A 17,545-nucleotide genomic window follows, 5' to 3' on the forward strand; every position below is an offset into this window, starting at 1 on the left:
CTTCATATTAAAAACCTTACCAGTAACCCTCCAGCCAGCCACACATAACTCACCCAAGCCAAATACTTCAGCGTTTGCTCCAGTACCTTGCTTTTAGGCGCCATCTCCTTATGGTGCATGACGTCCTTACGGCGGAAAAAGCCGTGGTAGACCAGCCCCGCGGTAAGCAGCAGGAAGCCGAGGTTGAGGAAAAAGGTATAATCAATTTTAAAGTGTTCCGTTTCGGTGACACTAACGGCTTTCGGGTCGGGCAGGTAGCCCAGAAGGTCGAAGCCATAGTGCAGCGCCAGCGCGGTGCCAATCAGCGAGCTGAACAGCAAAAACAGGATGAACAGCGACATCCGCCAGCCGTAGTACTTGGCGTTGATGCGCAATACCGGAAAGACGACCAGATCGCTGAAAATAAAGGCCATCACCCCGGCAAAGCTTACGCCTTTGCTGAAAAGCAGCGCCGCCAGTGGGATATTGCCCATCGAGCCGATGAAGGTCATAAAGGCCGCCACCGGACCGATGACCACGTGCTCCAGCAGGCTCCAAAAGCTATACGTAGTCACTTCCGGCCCACTGTTGATAAACAGGCTGCGGAAAAAACTGTCCGGTACAAACGCGGCGACAATGCCTGCGATGGTAAAGCCGATGGTGACATCTTTCCAGACCATTTTCCATTCCATCACGTACTGTTTGGCGATCTTTGCCCAGCTTTTAGAAGAGCGGATTTTGGTTTTCCAGGATTTATCCGCATCATCGTCCTCCGCTTGTTGCTTCCCGAGGTGCGCCCGGGCTTTTTCAATCAGCTTTTTTGGTCTGATAAGCCGGATGATGAGCCAACTGATCGCAATCAGTAAAATACCGCCCACGTACTCGCCGACCACAAACTGCCAGCCGAGAAAGATAGAAATGATAATGCCCAACTCGATCACCAGATTGGTGGAAGCCAGCAGAAATGCAATTGATGCTGAAAAGCTCGCGCCCTTTTGGAATAACGATTTGGTCGTCGCCAGTGCCGAAAAGCTGCACGAGCTACTGATGAAGCCAAAGAAGGTGCCCAGCAGCATACTTTTGGAACGGGCATCGCCCATCGTGCGCTGCATGCGCTCTTCCGTCACTAGGATCTGTATCAGGCTGCTGAGAAAGTAGCCGAGGATGAAGGCCCACAGCGCCATCCAGAAAAATCCGGCGCTGGTGTAGGCGGCATTGCCCCAGTTGGTTAGGAAATTTTGCATCATTTGGCGTTTTGATTAAATAAAAGCTGATTGATTCTAGCGACCGCCAGGTGCCCCGCCACCACCGCATTCAACCGCTTCAGGTCATACTCAATCAGCTCGCTTTCCAGCCGCAGTAGTTCATCGAAGCTGCGGCCCTGCGTGCTGTAGGCTTCCTGCAAAATAGCTATAGCAGACTGGGTCAGCCGCCGCTGCCGCTCGTAGAGGTCCAGCCGGAGCCGGGCGGTTTCGAAGTCGGCGTAAGCCTGGGCAATGGTAGCCTCAAAGCGGTGGTTTAAATCCTGTTTCCGGTTGTCCAGTGCGGCAATTTTCAGTTGTTCTTCCCGTTCTTTCGCTTCAAATTTCTCCCGATAGATGGGCAGGCTTACACTCGCCCGCAGTTGCACAATATCCCGGCCATTGGCATTGAGGTTAGCGTCATTGCGCGGGCCGACGAAGATATAGTCTGCGCCCAGCCCGAAAGAGGGTTTGCCATCCAGCTCATTTAGGCGCAGGGCCTGCCGGGCGGCTTCCTGCTGCCAGCTGAGCTGCCGCAGCTTCGGGTGGGTACGGCGGATGGCCGCGAGCAGGCTGTCTTGCTGGAACGGCAATTGGGCGGGGCCAAGTTCATCCGCCATTCGCACTTCAGTTGCCGGAGGGCGCTGCAACAAGCGATTGAGGGTAGCGAGTGGCTTGCGGGCCTCCCGCTCCAATATAGCCAGCTCCTGCTGTAGTTCTTCCCGCCGGATTTGCACACGCAGCACATCCGCCGTACTTCCTTTGCCGCTTTCCACTTTGGCGAGGGCCGTAGCCTCCAGCGATTCAATCAGGGGCAGGTTGCGGCGCAGAATGTCCTGCCGTTTTTCAATAGCGTAAAGTTGGTAATAGGCTTGTTCCAGCTCGTAGCGGAGCTCCAGGGCGCGGGCGGCAATTTGTTCGTACAGCGCCTTGGCTTTGGTATTTTCCAGCTCTGCCCGTCCTGGCAGGGTGCCGGGCCAGGGAAAACCCTGCGTAGCCCCCAGCCGGATCAACTGCGGCCCCAGGCGGGTTTCCACCGGCAGTGGGAATCCGCCCACGCCTACTTCCGGATTAGGCAATTGGCTGACCTGCGGGGCGCGCTCCAATGCCGCCTGATACTCCTTTTCCAGCGCCATCAGTTCCGGCTGCTGTAGCAGGGCGCTGTCGATGAGTTGGGGGAGGGGCTGGGCGATAACCCGAGCAGTTAGCCCAAGCATTAGTGCCGCAAAAAGTATTTTTTCCCACTTGAAGTGGTAACGAATGTGAATTACCATGGGTTAATAGAATTAAACTGAAACAATGAAGAAACTAGACCGCATAAGCTTTGACCCGGCCCGGATGGGCGGCAAGCCCTGCATTCGCGATATGCGGGTAACCGTGGGGGCCATCGTTGGGCTCTTAGCATCCGGCTATTCAACACAGGATGTTCTTTCGGTCTATCCTTATCTGGAAAAAGAGGACCTAACGCAAGCCCTTCAGTACGCGGCATGGCGCGCGCAAGAGATGGAACCTCCAATGCACTAGGCAGGCTCTTCATCGCCTTTGTTATTTGAAGAAAGTACCGCTTCATGACCTCTCGTTTTTCATTTTCCACCTCCTCCGCCCCTCCATCCAAAGCGCGTACAGCACCGGCACCGTAAACATGGTAATCACCTGCAACACCATCCCCCCGAAGGACGGAATCGCCATCGGCAGCATAATATCAGCTCCCCGGCCCGTGGAGGTCAGGATGGGCAGCAGGGCGAGTATGGTGGTAGCGGTGGTCATCATCGCCGGGCGTACCCGCCGCAGGCCGCCTTCCACTACCGCATCCCGTATACCTTGTATGCTTTCCGGCTCATTGCGCTTGAAACTGTCTTTGAGGAAGGTAGCGACCAGCACGCCATCATCGGTTGCGATACCGAATAGCGCCAGGAAGCCGACCCACACCGCCACGCTCAGATTGATGGGACGGATTTGGAACAGCTCCCGCATTTCCGTACCGAAGAGGCTGAAATTGAGGAACCAGTCCGTATCGTACAGCCCGATCATGATGAAGCCACCGGAGAAAGCAATGAAAACTCCGGTGAACACCATCAGCGAGATGGCGACGGAGCGGAACTGGAAGTACAAAATGAGGAAAATGATCGCCAGGGAAATGGGCAATACGATGCTTAGCCGCCGGCTGGCGCGCACCTGCTGCTCGTAATTGCCGGCAAAGCGGTAGCTGATGGCGGGGGGCACTTCCAGTTCACCGGCTTCGATCTGCTCCTGCAGGTAGGCTTTGGCATTTTCCACAACCCCCACTTCCGAATACCCGTCTTCCCGGTCAAAGAGCACGTAGCCGATCAGAAATCCATCCTCGCTTTTAATCGCCTGCGGCCCGGCTTCGTAGCGGATGTCCACCAGCTGCCCCAGCGGGATTGGCTGCCCGGTAGCGGTAGGGACGTACACGCGTTTAAGCGCTTCCGGGTCATCGCGCAGCTCGCGCGGGTAGCGCACCCGGATGGCGTAGCGTTCCCGGCCCTCCACGGTGGTGGTCATTGCCATTCCGCCGATAGCGGCCTGAATATGCTGCTGTACCTGCTCTATCGTCAGCCCGTAGCGGCTGATGGCCCGCCGGTCGATATCAAGCAGCAAATAAGGCTTGCCCACGATACGGTCGGCAAAAACAGCAGAAGCTTTGACGCCTTCCACCTCCTTCAGCAGGGTTTCCAGTCTGAGGCCAAAGTCCTCGATGGTTTTCAGGTCATTACCCTGCACTTTGATGCCCATGGGCGCGCGCATCCCGGTCTGCAACATCACGAGGCGGGTCTCAATAGGCTGCAGCTTGGGCGCGGAGGTGACGCCCGGCAGCTTAGTCACTTGCACAATTTCGTTCCAGATATCATCCGGGCTTTTGATGCCATCCCGCCACTGCCGGAAGTAGCGGCCATTCTCATCGGGGATCAGTTCCCCATCTTCATCGCGCACATATTCCCCATCCTCGTAGCGGAACCGGATACGCTGGCCGGCTTCGTTGGTTTTGTACTCCGATTTGTACAGGATGACGTTCTCATACATTGACATGGGCGCGGGGTCGAGCGCGGTATTCGCCCGCCCGGCTTTGCCGACTACGGACTTTACCTCCGGGATGGCCGTGACCGCCATATCGAGCAGGCGCAGGTTTTTGATGTTTTCCTGCATACCCGAGTGCGGCATAGAGGTCGGCATCAGCAAAAAAGTGCCCTCGTCCAGCGCAGGCATAAATTCCTCCCCGGTGTTTTGGTATACCCGAAAGCCGAGGAACACGAGCGCGCCCACCACCAACAGGAAGAGCAGTTTGAACCGCAGCAAAAACCGCAGTATGGGCTCATAATAGAAGATGACCACATGGAAAAACCCGATCAGCAGGCCCGCCAGCAGCGCGACAAACAGGAAGTTGGTAAAGGTGCTTTTCACCACGCCCAGCGGCATCCAAACGCTGGCCAGCAGCCAGGTTACCACAAGGGCGTAGAGTATGTTTGTAGCCCAGGAAGCCCACTTGGCAGAGCGGGCCGCTCCCCTGCTCTTAATCCGGTAGTTGATCCAGCCCGCCAGCCCGATTAGGATGAGCGCGCCGCCGTAGAATGGATCCACCCACACCGCAAGCAGCACACCCGCCAGTACAGCCAGCCCATTCGCCATGTATGCGGTAGCCTGGGAGCGCGACCGCATGGAAAATACGCTGTGCGCCACCGCCGGCAGTATGGTGATAGCGACGATGATGGCGGCAATCAGCGCAAAGGTCTTGGTGTATGCCAGGGGGCGAAACAACTTGCCCTCTGCCGCTTCCATAGTGAAAACGGGCAAAAAGCTGACCACCGTGGTAGCGACCGCTGTCAGGACCGCCGACGCGACTTCAGTAGTGGCTTCGTAGATGGTCGTCATCAGGCTTTCGCCGGGCGGGGCTTCCTCCATGCGGTTCACCATGCTCTCCACCAGCACAATACCCATATCCACCATGGTGCCGATGGCGATGGCGATGCCGGAAAGCGCCACAATATTCGCATCCACGCCAAAGTAGCGCATGGCGATAAAGCACATCAGCACCGCTACCGGCAGGGAGGCGGATACGAGTAGGGAAGACCGCAGGTTGAGCAGCATCAGGATGATCACCACGATGGTGATGAGCACTTCCAGCTTCAGCGCTTCCTCCAGGGTGCCGATGGTCTCATTGATCAGCTCCGTACGGTCGTAAAACGGGATGATTTTTACCTGTGATACCGTGCCATCCGCCAGCGTTTTGCTGGGCAGGCCGGGTTCCAGCTCCGCGATTTTTGCCTTTACGTTATCAATGACCTGCATAGGGTTGGAGCCATATCGGGCAGTCACCACACCGCCCACCGCTTCGGCACCTGATTTGTCGAGCACACCGCGCCGGGTAGCCGGCCCCAGGCTCACCCGTGCTACATCGCCTATACGGATGGGCACGTTGTCATTGACCGTGACCACGCTTTGTTCAATGTCTTCGATTTGCTCCACGTAGCCCAGGCCCCGCACAAAGTACTCCGCCCGGTTGATTTCCATGGTCTGTGCGCCCACGTCAATATTGCTGCCGCGGATAGCGTTCATCACCTGCTGCAAGGTCACGCCGTAGGACTTCAGTTTGTCCGGGTCTACATCGACCTGATACTCCTTGACGAAGCCGCCTACGGAAGCCACTTCCGATACGCCCTCCGCTGCCGACAGCCCGTAACGCACGTAGAAGTCCTGAATGCTGCGCAGCTCGTGTAGGTCCCAGCCGCCGGTGGCGTTGCCGGAGGAATCTCTTCCTTCCAGGGTGTACCAGTAGATTTGGCCGAGGGCGGTGGCGTCCGGGCCCAGGGTAGGCTGCACCCCTTCCGGCAGGGTATTGGAAGGCAGGGCATTGAGCTTTTCGAGTATGCGGCTGCGGCTCCAGTAAAACTCAATGCCTTCATCAAAAATGACATAGATGCTGGAAAAGCCAAACATAGAGTTGCTGCGGATGCTCTTCACGCCGGGTATACCGAGCAGGGCGGTGGTCAGCGGGTAGGTGATCTGATCCTCCACATCCTCCGGGGAGCGGCCGGGCCATTTGGTGAAGACGATCTGTTGGTTCTCGCCAATATCGGGTATGGCGTCTACGGCTACCGGATCGCGTGGCAGCTGTCTGATTCCAAAGTCAAAGGGTGCCGTTGCCAGCCCCCAGCCGATGAAGCCGAGGAGCAGCAGGTAAGCCACGAGTTTGTTGTCGAGAAAGAACTGGATAAAACGGTTCAGCATGGAAGGTAACTTTCCGGTACACAATAGGCGTATAGCCTTTGCAAAATAGCGAGTTTACACCATTAGCGCTTACGCAAAAAGCAGTCTAAGCACCGGATTGGTGACAAGCTCACGCGCCACTGAGCAATCGTCAGCAGCCGGGAAAGCCATGCTTATAATAGGAAAGATTGGGTCAGGACAGGGATGTCCCTGGCTATGAGTGGTGGTTTGTAGTTGAGATAGGGAGCAGGTGAATCAGTGCATGCTTCAGCGGGCAGCAGGCTAACGGCATAAGCAAACAGGAAGTACTGCAGGCTTGGATTCAGCTCCAACTCCGTTGCAGTTTGTATTTGCCGCTCGTGCTCTGCTTCTACCTGCACGGTGTGGTTGTCGCAGCAGTTGGATTTTTCCAGTGCCGCTTCGCCCTTTTCTGCCATCAATTTCCGGTGGTGGGGGCAGGTGATTTTGGCGGCCGCCTGCTCGTGGCAGCTCGGCGCTTTGCCCCAGAAGCTGATGGATTTCAGCTGACCTTTGCAGAAATGCATATCTACCGCAAAGCTCACTGAGGAGGTGAGGATTAGGGCCGCCAGGATCAGGGCCGCTATTCGATATGCAAAATGCGTTTTTGGCATTAGAGGTAATTAACGTACTGATAAAAGTACGTATTTGCAGCCATAAATGTTTATCGCCTTCTACTTTTTCAAAAAACGCTCCACCACCTGCGACTGCCCGGCCGTAAGATTCAGCAAGTAAGCACCAGTCGGTAAATCCTCGATGCCAAGGGTAGCCGTTTGCTCTCCGGCGCCCAGGTACCCCAAATCAGTCTGCCGGATGATTTTGCCCTGATAGTTTACTATCGTAGCCAGCACAGTAGAAGCTTGCGCCAGTTCAAAGGACAGTTGCAACTGATTTACTGCCGGGTTAGGGGAAAGCTGCAGCGTCTGTAGTTTGGGCTGAGCGGGTACCTCCTGATTATTACTGAGTCCTTCGGGCTTGAGGTAGACCCGGAACAGGCTGTTCGTGGCCACGCTTTGGGTACCGTCATTGATGAAAAAAATATTTGGTTGTGTGCTCTCAATGCCACCCACCAGGTAGCCGATGAAGAGGCTGTCTCCGGCTGCGGGGAGGTTGAGCATTTGTATGTCCGGTTGCCAGTCCAGCGTGTGGCCCACAGGGATGAATTCTGACCCTGCGCCCAGTAGTGCGGGCAGCTCGCCTACGCGCTGTTCAGTCATGCTGCCATCGGTATGCCGCGTCACCCGCCCGATTGTGGGTACGAAGGGGACGGCCTGATCCTCCCGCAGTTCGCCTTCCGCATCAAGGTAAAACTGGCTCATGCCGCCAAAGAAGAGGGTATGCATATCGCCGGTCGTGGTGTCGTAAATCGGGGCCGTGCCACAGTGGTAGTGGTTGAGGTGCTGCTCGAAATCATTGTTGACGGTATAGCCGGCACTTGTGATGTCTACAGAATTGAGGAAAGGGAGGTCAGCGGCATGCTGAAAGACACCGGAGAAGGCGGTCATGCCCAGTTGTTCGCCCGGGAAAATCTGCTTGACCAGGTTATAGTCCCGGCGGTGGAGGTTCATCTCGTCCGTCCAGGCTTCATAAAAGTCTATGACTGGGTCCGAATCTATGTTTCCGATCGTAAACCGGCGGATGGAATTGGTGTATTCCTGAACAAAGGAAGGGCCGTTGTGCGGGTTATAGCGCCCGGTAAAGCGGTGCCCGCCCACGAGGTAGAAGGTGTCTTGCAGGTGTTGCAGGTAGCCACCGGCCGCCGCCATGCGGAAGTCGGGCACATACTGAAAAGCAGGAGCGATATCCCCGCCATTCAGCATGGCATTAGCAAGGGCAGGCACATCCACCACCGTAAGCATAGCATAGGTGATGTGGTCGTTCATGCTGGGGCTAAAGCCATACCCCCCGGTAATAATCAAATGATCGTCTACCTGATGGAATTGCATATTGGTAGACTGCAACTGTTCCTGTAGCGGTTCCGGCAGGGCAGATACGCTTTCAGACCAGTACCCGCCGGTTTCCGGATGAAGCAGGTGGATGGTCGTGTTGTTATCGGAAGCCAGGAAGGAGGCAAAGGGTTGTCGTTGGTGCAAACCATCCTTGCGCCCGCCAATGATCAAAATATGCCCATCATGCGTAGCGGACACAAAAGACTGTACCCCATCGAAGCCGTCGATGGTGAAAGGGTGGACGGTAACTGAAAAGTCAGACTGTGCAAAAGTGGAAGTCAAAAGGCTGCTGAAGAGTAACACCAGGGTAAAGGATCGCATGTTTTTATGCTATTTGTTTAGCACAAAAAACCAGAATTCTTTACAGACTTTGTGTGATAAAAATCACTTCCTATTGAATCATAAACTTGCGGACCTCCTGACTGTTCCCATTTCCCAGCTTCAGGACGTAAGCACCGGGCTGAGCCATGCTCAGGTTAATAAAGTAAGAGTGCCCGGAGAAAACATCCGATTTCACCAGTTGCCCATTGAAGTTGTAGACCTCCAGCTCAAAGGGCCCTTCCCAGTCATCATCGAGGCGTAGCCCGACCCAGCCGTTGCTCGGATTGGGGTAAACGATAAGCTCGTGCACCTTGCCGGCGTCTTCCGGCAGGCCGTCAATCCATTCTGCAAGGTAGTCGATGTAGGGTTCATCAATGATGGAACGGGCCAGGGGGGGCATTTGATTGCTGGACAAGCTTGCGTCCCGTACCCATATTTCAGAATTGGTGTGGTCACCGGGTTTGACAATCATTCGGTTGGGGTCAGAGTTGGAGCTGCTGGTGGGCTCATTAATGAGGTTTTGTAAATGCAGGGGCAGCTGGAACCGGAGGTCCATCTTTAGGTCCTGTACGCCACCCAGCCGATGGCAGGAGGCACAGTTGGCATCCAGATAGGAGCGGACGCGCAGCTCCAGGTCAGCATCTGTATCATCAATGGCATAGGCCCGGGGGTAACTATCGGGGTTGACGATGGAGTGATCGAGTATGCCCACATCGCTCAGGTAGGCGAGCTGATTCAGGGTCTCGCCGGAAGCCGGATAGGTGAGGTCACCGTTGAGCTGATGGGTTTTTACGCCAAGTACGAAGTTGGCGTTGGCAGTATGGCAGCTCAGGCACTGATCCCGGCTTGGGTAGTCCCAGGTTTGTTCAGCTACGGGCATACCCCCCTCGTAAAGCGTAAAGGTTTTTGAAGCATCGGCCTTAAGGAGGAAGGCATCCGTCCCCTCATCATTCCATTTATAGGTTAGGCCGTAGCTTTTGCCATCCGTACCCAGCACGAAAAAGCGGGTTTCCAGCGGGGCTGCCTGCCCGTTGGGGCGTGCTTTAGGCAGCTCAAAATGTTTGATGAAAACCGTACCTTCCGGAAACTGCCAGTCTTCCCGGCTGCTGAACTGGATTTTTTCCGCCGGGCTGTCGAAGGCCCCGTCATTAGGGATCGCCATCCACCGGCGCTTGGCTGCTCCGTCAGACCAAAGCGGTGAGTTGACCTGATAAGGCAGGATGCCTGGTACCGTCTTTAGCGTGGAGAGGTCAGTAAATACCCCCAGGTCCGAGAGAAGCTCGGGTGGATCGGCAATAGTTTCCTGTGCGGTGAGGCGGAGGATTTTGCCGGGCGCAAAAAAATCATTAGCGCTTTGTATAGTCACTAATATATCCCCATTGGGCTGGGAAAAGATCCCTGTTATGCCCGCACTGCTGGAAAGGTCAAGCCCAAGGTTACGAATATCTGCAATCAGGATATCCCGTTCCCCCTGTTGGTTATCAAAATCGTAGTCCAGCGACATGAGTTTACGCTTGCCGTAGTCAGCAAAAAGATATTTGCCCCAAAGATTTGGGAAGAGGTTGCCCCGGTAGACCTGCCCGCCAATGATGCAGTTGCCAAAGTCACGGCTGTACTCATGCAAAGGCGGCTGTTCTTCTCCAATTACCTCGTCCGGGCGGGCGTATTCCTCAGAGGGCACCGTGCCTTCCAGAAAAGGCCACTGCAGGTTTTGCCCTTTTCCGATGATAGAGATTTCTTCCCGCAGGACCTCGCCCACATCAGCCAGCCAGATCCGGTCCTCCACCGGGTCATAGCTTACACCATAGGGGCTTCGTATGCCAATGGCGTAGAATTCCTCCATGAGGCTGCTGTCGGGGCTCTGCCAGGGATTGTCATTGGGGATAGAGTAGCCTTGGGAGTAGGTGTCTCCCCAGGTTGGGTCCTGCGGTCCCCATTCTGAGGGCTGTGGCTGCCGTCGGATGGGATGGCTGCGCTCCGGGTCGTTGTCCACGTCAATGCGGATCAACCCTCCAAAGAGGGCCCGGTCGAGGCGCTGATTGGAGATTTCCTTGAAGTGAAAATGCCCTTCATCTCCCAGGCCGAGGTAGAGAAAGCCATCATCCGGATGGAAGAACATACCACCACCGTTGTGCCAGGTGCTGCGGTCGTACTGCTGAAACAGGATTTGTTCAGTACTGGTATCAAAAGTGCCGCTGCCAGCATCCCAGCGGAATTTAGAAAGCCGGTTGAAGCCTTTCTCATCCCAGCTGTCCGGCTGTGGTTTGTAGCGGTAGAATACGAAAATCAGCTGCTTATCCGGAGCATCGGGGTTGCCAAATTCCGGGTGGAGTGCGATGCCCGTAGTGCCGGCTTCTCCCTCTTTGAAGGCCCGGTCTTTGATGTCGAGTACCAGCTGCTGGGTCTGTTGAGCCAGGTTGACGCGCCACACTTCACCAATTTTGCTAAGCACCAGGACATCTTCGCTGCCCGGAAAGGGGATAATCCGTAGCGGAGATGGAATGCTGAGCCCCTCCGAGACATCTTCCAGGCTCCAGGCACCATTAGCGCCGGGTGTCTTCGATGGCAACACCCCATTCAAAAACGGGCCAATAGGGCCCGGAGGCGTAGGGCCAGGCGGAACGAGGGTAAAGGCCATAAGACCGGAAAAGAATAGAAAAACAAGGAGGTATCGCCACTGGAGCATTGCTGAAAGTTTTGGAAAGTTGCCCGGTAGATTTAGGCAGCATGAAGGCCCGGGCGCAAAAATACTGCCTCAAATATAGCAGAAAGCGAATAGAACCACAGTGCGCCCTTCCGCAAAAACTTTAGCAATGTCATCTATCCGATAGCTGCTGTAGACCTACGCCGTTTATCAGCAGCAACATGCCGGTTTGCTGATCGTCTTTTACGCGTGAATGCAGGCCTACCCGATTTGGCGTAGCATATCTTCCAGGCTTTGGTTATCCGTTCCGGTTGCAGTGGCGAGTTTCTTTTTTAAGCGGTATTTGCCTTTTCGTACACTTTCCGGTTGAATATTTAAAAGCGCAGCCGCTTCTGCGATGGTTGTACCCAGACGAAATAGGTAAGCCAGGCGTTTTTCAGTTATACTCAGTGAGGGGAATTTTTGCTCCAGTTGTTCAGAGAATTTGGCATGCACAGCCTTGAAGTAGGAGGTGAACGTGTCCCAGTCTTTGTCCAGGGTGTCCTGAGTCCGGAGGCTATTGAGTAATTTCTGGTGCCCCTCGTCCCCGGAAGTGGTAGTCTGATTGCTCAGCTGATCCTCTACCTGCTGCAGAATATTATTTTTTTGCAGGAGGTGCAAGCGTTGCGCGGCTAATTCCCGCTCCCGGTGCCGTACTTCAGCCTTTAGTGTCCTTTGCCGCAACTGATAAGTGTAATAGCCTCCCCCCAGCAGCAGTAGCGCTGCCAACAGGCCCAGGCCTAGCAACCGGTTTTTGAGCAGGACATTTTCTTTTTCACTGGCTAATCGGTCGATTTGGGCCGCTTTGAGCGCAATTTCCCGCTCTTTGAGTTTTGTATCATACTCCAAATGCAGCTCGGCAATAGCCTGGGACTGCTGAATGGAAAACAGGCTGTCAGTTAGGGCTTGTGCCTGTTCGTAGACTATCAGAGCCAGGGCCGGGCGGCCGAGTTTGGATAAAAGGGCTGCTTTCAACCTTAAGGCGCCCCGCAGGTAGCTTGCTCCTTTATGGTCTTCAAATATTGAAATGCTATTGTCCACCCTGTCCAGCGCCGGAAGCCACTGTTGCTGTGCGGAGTCAATCCGGGCAAGGAGCATCTGGCAACTGCCGGCCATTATGGGCAGGACTTCTTCAAAAACAGGTTGGGCGGTGGAGGCATCTAACGCTGCTTGTCTAAGTTGGTGCCCGCGCTCCAGCCAGCTCTCTGCCCGCAGTAATTGGGCATGAGCGATATTGTAGGGCTGCTGCAATTGATGGCTAAGCGCGATCGAAGCGTTAAAGGTAGAATCGGAAAGAGCATATTTCTGCAGCCGGTGGTAGTTGGAACCCAGCAGAGTCAGCACTTCTGCGTAGTACTGTTGTTGACCGGCCAGTTGGTAGTGCTTAGCCGATGCCAAAAAATAGGGGAGTGCTTCCTCGTAATTGGACTCATCGAAGAGCGTCTTGCCAATATGCTGCTCGGCCTCAGCAACCCGCGCTGTTTCCTGTAGCGCCAGATGGACTTCCCGGGCGGTTTGAAAATCTCTTAGTGCCAGCCTGCGGTAGCCCTTTTGCTGATAAAGCAGCCCTCTTTGTACGAAGTGTTGGGCCAGCAGGGAACTGTCCTGATGGGCCACCAGGTATTGCATGCTTTCTTCAATGGCTTCCAGTGCCCCGTCTATATCGCCTGCCTCTGAGCGCAGGATGGTCAGGTTCTTCCGGATACCGATCATGTGCAGGCTGTCGCCATCAAGGGCAGCAAATTGCATGGCGGTATCCAAAGAGGAACAAGCAGCAAGCGGCCGCCCGCCCATATAATGATAGTTGGCCCGAAAGTTATGCACATCGCTGAGCCCCCGATAGTACCGCTGAGGGCCGAGGTAGCTTTCGGCAATCCGAAGCAGGGAATCTGTTTTGGCAGGATTTTCCCAAAACCAGGCTTTGGCTAATTCCAGATAGCGCATGCCCGTGATGGTATCATGTGCAGGTTGTTGTACCAGCTGAGCCAGGCTGTCAATAGGATCTGCCGGCAATTTTTGCGGCAGCAGCAACACTGCTGCCTGTAGTAGGATGAAAAAGAGCCTTCGGGATTTCATACGGTGAATATAGGGCAAAACCACAGTATTTACCAGCTGTCCACGATTTGTCCATGCCTGAATTTTGGACGGAGGCACCGCCAGGATATACTTTTGAGCCATACCAAAATCCATTCTGCAATGACTATTCGATTCACTGCCTTGCTATGCTTCTTGAGCCTCTTCCTTTTCCAATCCTGCAATAAGGACAAGGAAGAAACGCCCTCAATCCCCGAAAACCCCATGGCTACAGATATCAATGCCTACATCCGGAGCCTGGCCTACAACCCCGTGGACATGCTTAATATCAATAATACGCCCGGAGATTTGGCGCAGAAAACACCGGGGGAGCCGAGCACAGAATCCGGTCCTCTGGATCGTGGGTACCGCAATACCTGTGTTAGTCAGCCTTATGAGCTGGAGAGAGATTTTTCAGAAATTGCGATCCTCAATCCGGGCAGCGGAAATGTATATCCGGGCGCCCTGGTTTTGGCAAATGCTGATTTATTATCGGGTACACCCCGCCCATTGGGCCTGGAGCGCAACCCGGTGACGCTAACCATCGATCTGCCCGGTATAGGGGACAAAGGTTCCTTTACAGTCGCTGATCCATCGAATGCAACAGTAAGCCCCGCTATCGATGAGGCATTGGAGCACTGGAACAACACGGCTTTCCAGCAGGGTTATTTCAATGGTGCCCGCTCTTATTATGAGGCCAGTGAAGCTTTTGAGCAACGGCAGCTGGGTATTGAACTGGGTATCAATGCAGAGTGGGTGACAGGGTCCGTATCCTCACACCTCAGCACCAGCACAACTACAGACCGGCGGGTGGCGCTCCTGGCGTACCGGCAAATCTTTTACACCATCACCGCCCAGTCGCCCTTTGAACCTACGGATTACCTGGGGCCCGATGTCACTTTGGAGCAGGTGCAGTCCTCCACAGATGACAACAACCACCCGGCCTACGTGAGTGCCGTAGACTACGGCAGGATCATCCTGTTCCGTATGGAAGCCACTAATGTGGAAACGTCCATTGACCTGAACGCTGTGATGAACTACGCCGCCGGCGGGGTAAGCGTGGCCGCCGACGTAGCCAGCCGGTACGATGAAATACTAAGCAACTCCTCCATCAGTGTGCTCACCATTGGAGGGAGTGCTCAGAGCGCTGCCCAGGCACTGGAGAATATCAGCGGCCCGGGAAGCCTGACCCCGCTAATTGTCGAGAATGCCGTCTACTCCCGGGAGAATCCGGGGCTGCCTATTGCCTACCGGGTCAATCTGCTAAGTGACAACCGGATTGTCAAAATGGGATTTAGCTCTGATTATACAGATGTGCGTTGTGGAAAAATCGCTTACAACCATCCAAGGATTGACTTTTACAATGATTTCGATACCTACAACTTACGGATTAAGCTGACTTACGATCACGATTATCCGCCGGCAGATGATACGGGCGAAACCACAGAGCTGCAAATCAACGATGAAAGCTCTGCTACCTTGCCGGACGTGCCAGATGGCGCATTCGATGTACGCATGATCGTAAGGCGGATCGATGGGTTAACCTGGCGGGAGTGGGAAACGAGGAATCTTTACCACATCTCTTCAAGCCAAAACGAGGATTGCTGGCGGGCCTATCGAGGTGGGTTTTCCACTGGCTTCGCTACCTTTTTGGAAAAATGTGATTAGTGGAAAATAAAAAGCGCCTGTTCGTGCCTCAACTGAAGTACGGACAGGCGCTTAACCGCTTAAGCCGGGCTCCAGGCTCTAGCCGTTTGCCGGCTGCTGCCCAGCCCGTCAATCCCTAATTCGACCACATCGCCAGGTTTCAGGTAGCGCTGCGGGTCTAAGCCCAGCCCCACGCCAAATGGTGTGCCCGTAGAGATGATATCGCCGGGCAGCAGGGTCATGTACTGACTGATGTAGTGCACCAGATAAGGGATGTTGAATACCAGATCAGCCGTGGTGCTGTCTTGCATGGTTTCCCCGTTTACCTTCAGCCAGAGGCGGAGGTTGTGAGGGTCCGGGATTTCGTCTGTGGTACCAATAAATGGCCCGATGGGTGCGAAGGTGTCACAGCTTTTGCCTTTGACCCACTGCCCGCTTTGCTCCAGCTGAAAGGCCCGCTCACTCACATCATTGTGCAGCACGTAGCCCGCCACATGGTTCATGGCATCCGCCTCTTCTACGTAGGAAGCGCGCTTGCCGATCACAATGGCCAGTTCCACCTCCCAGTCGGTCTTGTCGCTGTTTTTGGGGATGATGATGTCATCGTTGGGGCCGCAGATCGCAGTGGTGGCTTTGAAGAATAAGACAGGGGCTGTGGGCACGTCCATACCGCTCTCTTTGGCGTGTTGGGCATAGTTGAGCCCCACGCAGACAATTTTCGAAACCTCCGCCACAGGTGGTCCAAGCCGGGTTTCGGCGGGTACCACCGGGCAGCTGTCCAGGTGCTGCTCCAGCCAGGAGCGCAGGTCCTCAAGGCCGGTCCCTCCAAGGAAGGCTTCGTCAAAATCCTGCCCAAAGGCACTCACATCACGGTAGTCACCATTCTGATCAATAATGCCGGGTTTTTCGGTTCCGGCCGCTCCAAATCGGATTAGTTTCATGCTTAGGTATTCAAGTTTACGAACCCGCCATCAATCGGATAGTTGGTGCCGGTGATAAAGCCTGCGGCATCAGAGCAAAGGTAGAGGGCCAGCTTGGCGACTTCCTCCGGCGTGCCCATGCGCCCGATAGGCTGGGTTTTGGATAATTTATCGAACATTTCAGCTTCCCTTCCCGGATAGTTGTCTGCCAGGAAGCCATCCACAAATGGGGTGTGAATACGGGCTGGCGCAATGCAGTTGCACCGAATGTTATCCGCCAGATAGTCGCGGGCAACGGTATAGGTCATCGTCAGCACAGCCCCTTTGCTCATGGAGTAAGCAAAGCGGTCAGGCAGCCCAATCATGGAAGCGATGGAAGCCATATTGAGAATGGCCCCGCTCTTTTGGGCCTGCATGTGCTTAATCACGGCGTACATGCCATTGTAAACGCCCTTGACATTTACGGCGTAGATGCGGTCGAAGTCGGCTTCAGATGTGGCATGCAGCGTACCCACGTGGGCGATCCCTGCGTTATTGACGAGGATGTCCATCCGGCCGGTCTTTTCCACGATGCGGTTGACCAGGTCAATCATTTCCTGTTGCTGACTGACATCAGCCACTTCGCAGTCTGCCTTTCCGCCGGTCTCCCGGATTGTTTGAGCTACCGCTTCGCCTTTGGCTGCATCGCGCTCCAGGATAAAGACATGAGCGCCTGCTTCTGCAAATATTTTTGCAATGGACTCACCTATGCCACTTCCTGCGCCGGTGATGAGGGCAGTTTTGCCATCAAGTCTGATTTCCATAATTTGTGATTTAGTGGAGCAGATCGTCTGACTGCTCCACTAAAAAGAGTCTTCGGTACGGGGGTGTAATCAATTATTCCGGAGATTCTCCGCCATTGGCACCGAAGTTGAGCTGAAAACCGATACGTTTGTTGGGTTCATCATCGTCGTAGTCTTCCCAATTGGTGATTTCCTGCAGGAATTCTTCCATATGGCGCAGGAAGTAGGGCTCTTTTAGCTCTTCGGGCCGATAGATGGCAATGGTCTTGGGTGGGCGGGGCTGCCCGTAATTCTCAATAAACGGATAATTGATCAAAACGATGATCTTGCCATTGAACAGCTGCTGATATACAAGCGAACCATTGTGCTTGATGAGGTGGCGTTGCACATCATCGCTGACCTGCTGGTACATACCGCTTTTGGACTGTCCCAGGGTGAGTACGATGGCCTCCAGGTTTTCCACATCCGAACGGTGTTCCAGGCGGGCAGCAAAGCCGGTAGCTTCGAGCATATCCTGTAAGGTGTCCTGAATTTGCTTGCACGTCTCCGTTTTCCAATTCTCCCGGTAGGTCTGCGTATTTTGGAGGACTTCCTCGTACTGTTGTACCTTTCGCTTGAGGTTGAATAGTTGAGAATCAGGTTGTAGCATCAGATTTTGGTTTTGGTTGCGCTTAAAATATAAAAAAAGCCAGAGGGCTCCCCGGATTTT

General features: G+C 54.6%; 12 protein-coding genes. 2 read left to right on the top strand and 10 right to left on the bottom strand.

Features of this window, described 5'->3' with window-relative positions; all coding sequences use genetic code 11:
• Positions 1–2: 2 nt before the first annotated feature.
• Together ACO08I_RS17700 and ACO08I_RS17705 are read right to left on the bottom strand one after the other, a co-directional pair.
• Positions 3–1,223 (bottom strand): permease, encoded by a 1,221-nt coding sequence (locus tag ACO08I_RS17700; RefSeq protein WP_421949724.1) that lies wholly within the window; start codon positions 1,221–1,223, stop codon positions 3–5.
• A complete protein-coding gene (locus tag ACO08I_RS17705) occupies positions 1,223–2,494 on the bottom strand; it encodes a TolC family protein (RefSeq protein WP_421946641.1) in 1,272 nt (423 codons plus the stop codon). Before ACO08I_RS17705 ends, ACO08I_RS17700 begins: the two co-directional genes overlap by 1 nt.
• Before the next feature lie 25 nt (positions 2,495–2,519).
• Between ACO08I_RS17705 and ACO08I_RS17710 the strand changes: the two genes are divergently transcribed.
• Positions 2,520–2,744, top strand: coding sequence for a DUF433 domain-containing protein (locus tag ACO08I_RS17710; protein WP_282773874.1), 225 nt, complete (start codon positions 2,520–2,522; stop codon positions 2,742–2,744).
• 42 nt (positions 2,745–2,786) lie between these two features.
• On the opposite strand, the gene ACO08I_RS17715 is transcribed toward ACO08I_RS17710, so the two are convergent.
• From ACO08I_RS17715 to ACO08I_RS17735, 5 genes are all read right to left on the bottom strand, one after another.
• A complete protein-coding gene (locus tag ACO08I_RS17715; protein WP_421946642.1) occupies positions 2,787–6,464 on the bottom strand; it encodes an efflux RND transporter permease subunit in 3,678 nt (1,225 codons plus the stop codon).
• A gap of 152 nt (positions 6,465–6,616) precedes the next feature.
• Positions 6,617–7,075 carry an HYC_CC_PP family protein gene (locus tag ACO08I_RS17720; protein WP_282773877.1) on the bottom strand — a complete coding sequence of 153 codons (459 nt, stop codon included), beginning with the start codon at positions 7,073–7,075 and terminating at the stop codon, positions 6,617–6,619.
• 60 nt (positions 7,076–7,135) lie between these two features.
• A complete protein-coding gene (locus ACO08I_RS17725; protein ID WP_421946643.1) occupies positions 7,136–8,731 on the bottom strand; it encodes a T9SS type A sorting domain-containing protein in 1,596 nt (531 codons plus the stop codon).
• 70 nt (positions 8,732–8,801) lie between these two features.
• Positions 8,802–11,417 (bottom strand): PQQ-dependent sugar dehydrogenase, encoded by a 2,616-nt coding sequence (locus ACO08I_RS17730; protein ID WP_421946644.1) that lies wholly within the window; start codon positions 11,415–11,417, stop codon positions 8,802–8,804.
• Between the two features lie 219 nt (positions 11,418–11,636).
• Complete coding sequence (locus ACO08I_RS17735; protein WP_421946645.1) at positions 11,637–13,490, bottom strand: hypothetical protein; 1,854 nt, start codon at positions 13,488–13,490, stop codon at positions 11,637–11,639.
• Positions 13,491–13,610: 120 nt separating this feature from the next.
• On the opposite strand from ACO08I_RS17735, the gene ACO08I_RS17740 reads away from it, so the two are divergent.
• The gene (locus ACO08I_RS17740) at positions 13,611–15,155 is read left to right on the top strand and encodes a thiol-activated cytolysin family protein (protein ID WP_421946646.1); all 1,545 of its coding nucleotides are present in this window, start codon (positions 13,611–13,613) and stop codon (positions 15,153–15,155) included.
• Between the two features lie 59 nt (positions 15,156–15,214).
• Here ACO08I_RS17740 and ACO08I_RS17745 read toward each other — a convergent pair whose 3' ends face one another.
• From ACO08I_RS17745 to ACO08I_RS17755, 3 genes are all read right to left on the bottom strand, one after another.
• Positions 15,215–16,075 (bottom strand): fumarylacetoacetate hydrolase family protein, encoded by an 861-nt coding sequence (locus ACO08I_RS17745; RefSeq protein WP_421946647.1) that lies wholly within the window; start codon positions 16,073–16,075, stop codon positions 15,215–15,217.
• A 2-nt stretch (positions 16,076–16,077) separates the two neighbouring features.
• On the bottom strand, positions 16,078–16,857 hold the full coding sequence (locus ACO08I_RS17750) for an SDR family NAD(P)-dependent oxidoreductase (protein WP_421946648.1): 780 nt from the start codon (positions 16,855–16,857) through the stop codon (positions 16,078–16,080).
• A gap of 73 nt (positions 16,858–16,930) precedes the next feature.
• A complete protein-coding gene (locus ACO08I_RS17755; protein ID WP_044219012.1) occupies positions 16,931–17,485 on the bottom strand; it encodes a hypothetical protein in 555 nt (184 codons plus the stop codon).
• Between the last annotated feature and the right edge of the window lie 60 nt (positions 17,486–17,545).

It is taken from the genome of Phaeodactylibacter xiamenensis (genome assembly GCF_965229835.1).
Taxonomy (GTDB): domain Bacteria; phylum Bacteroidota; class Bacteroidia; order Chitinophagales; family Saprospiraceae; genus Phaeodactylibacter; species Phaeodactylibacter xiamenensis.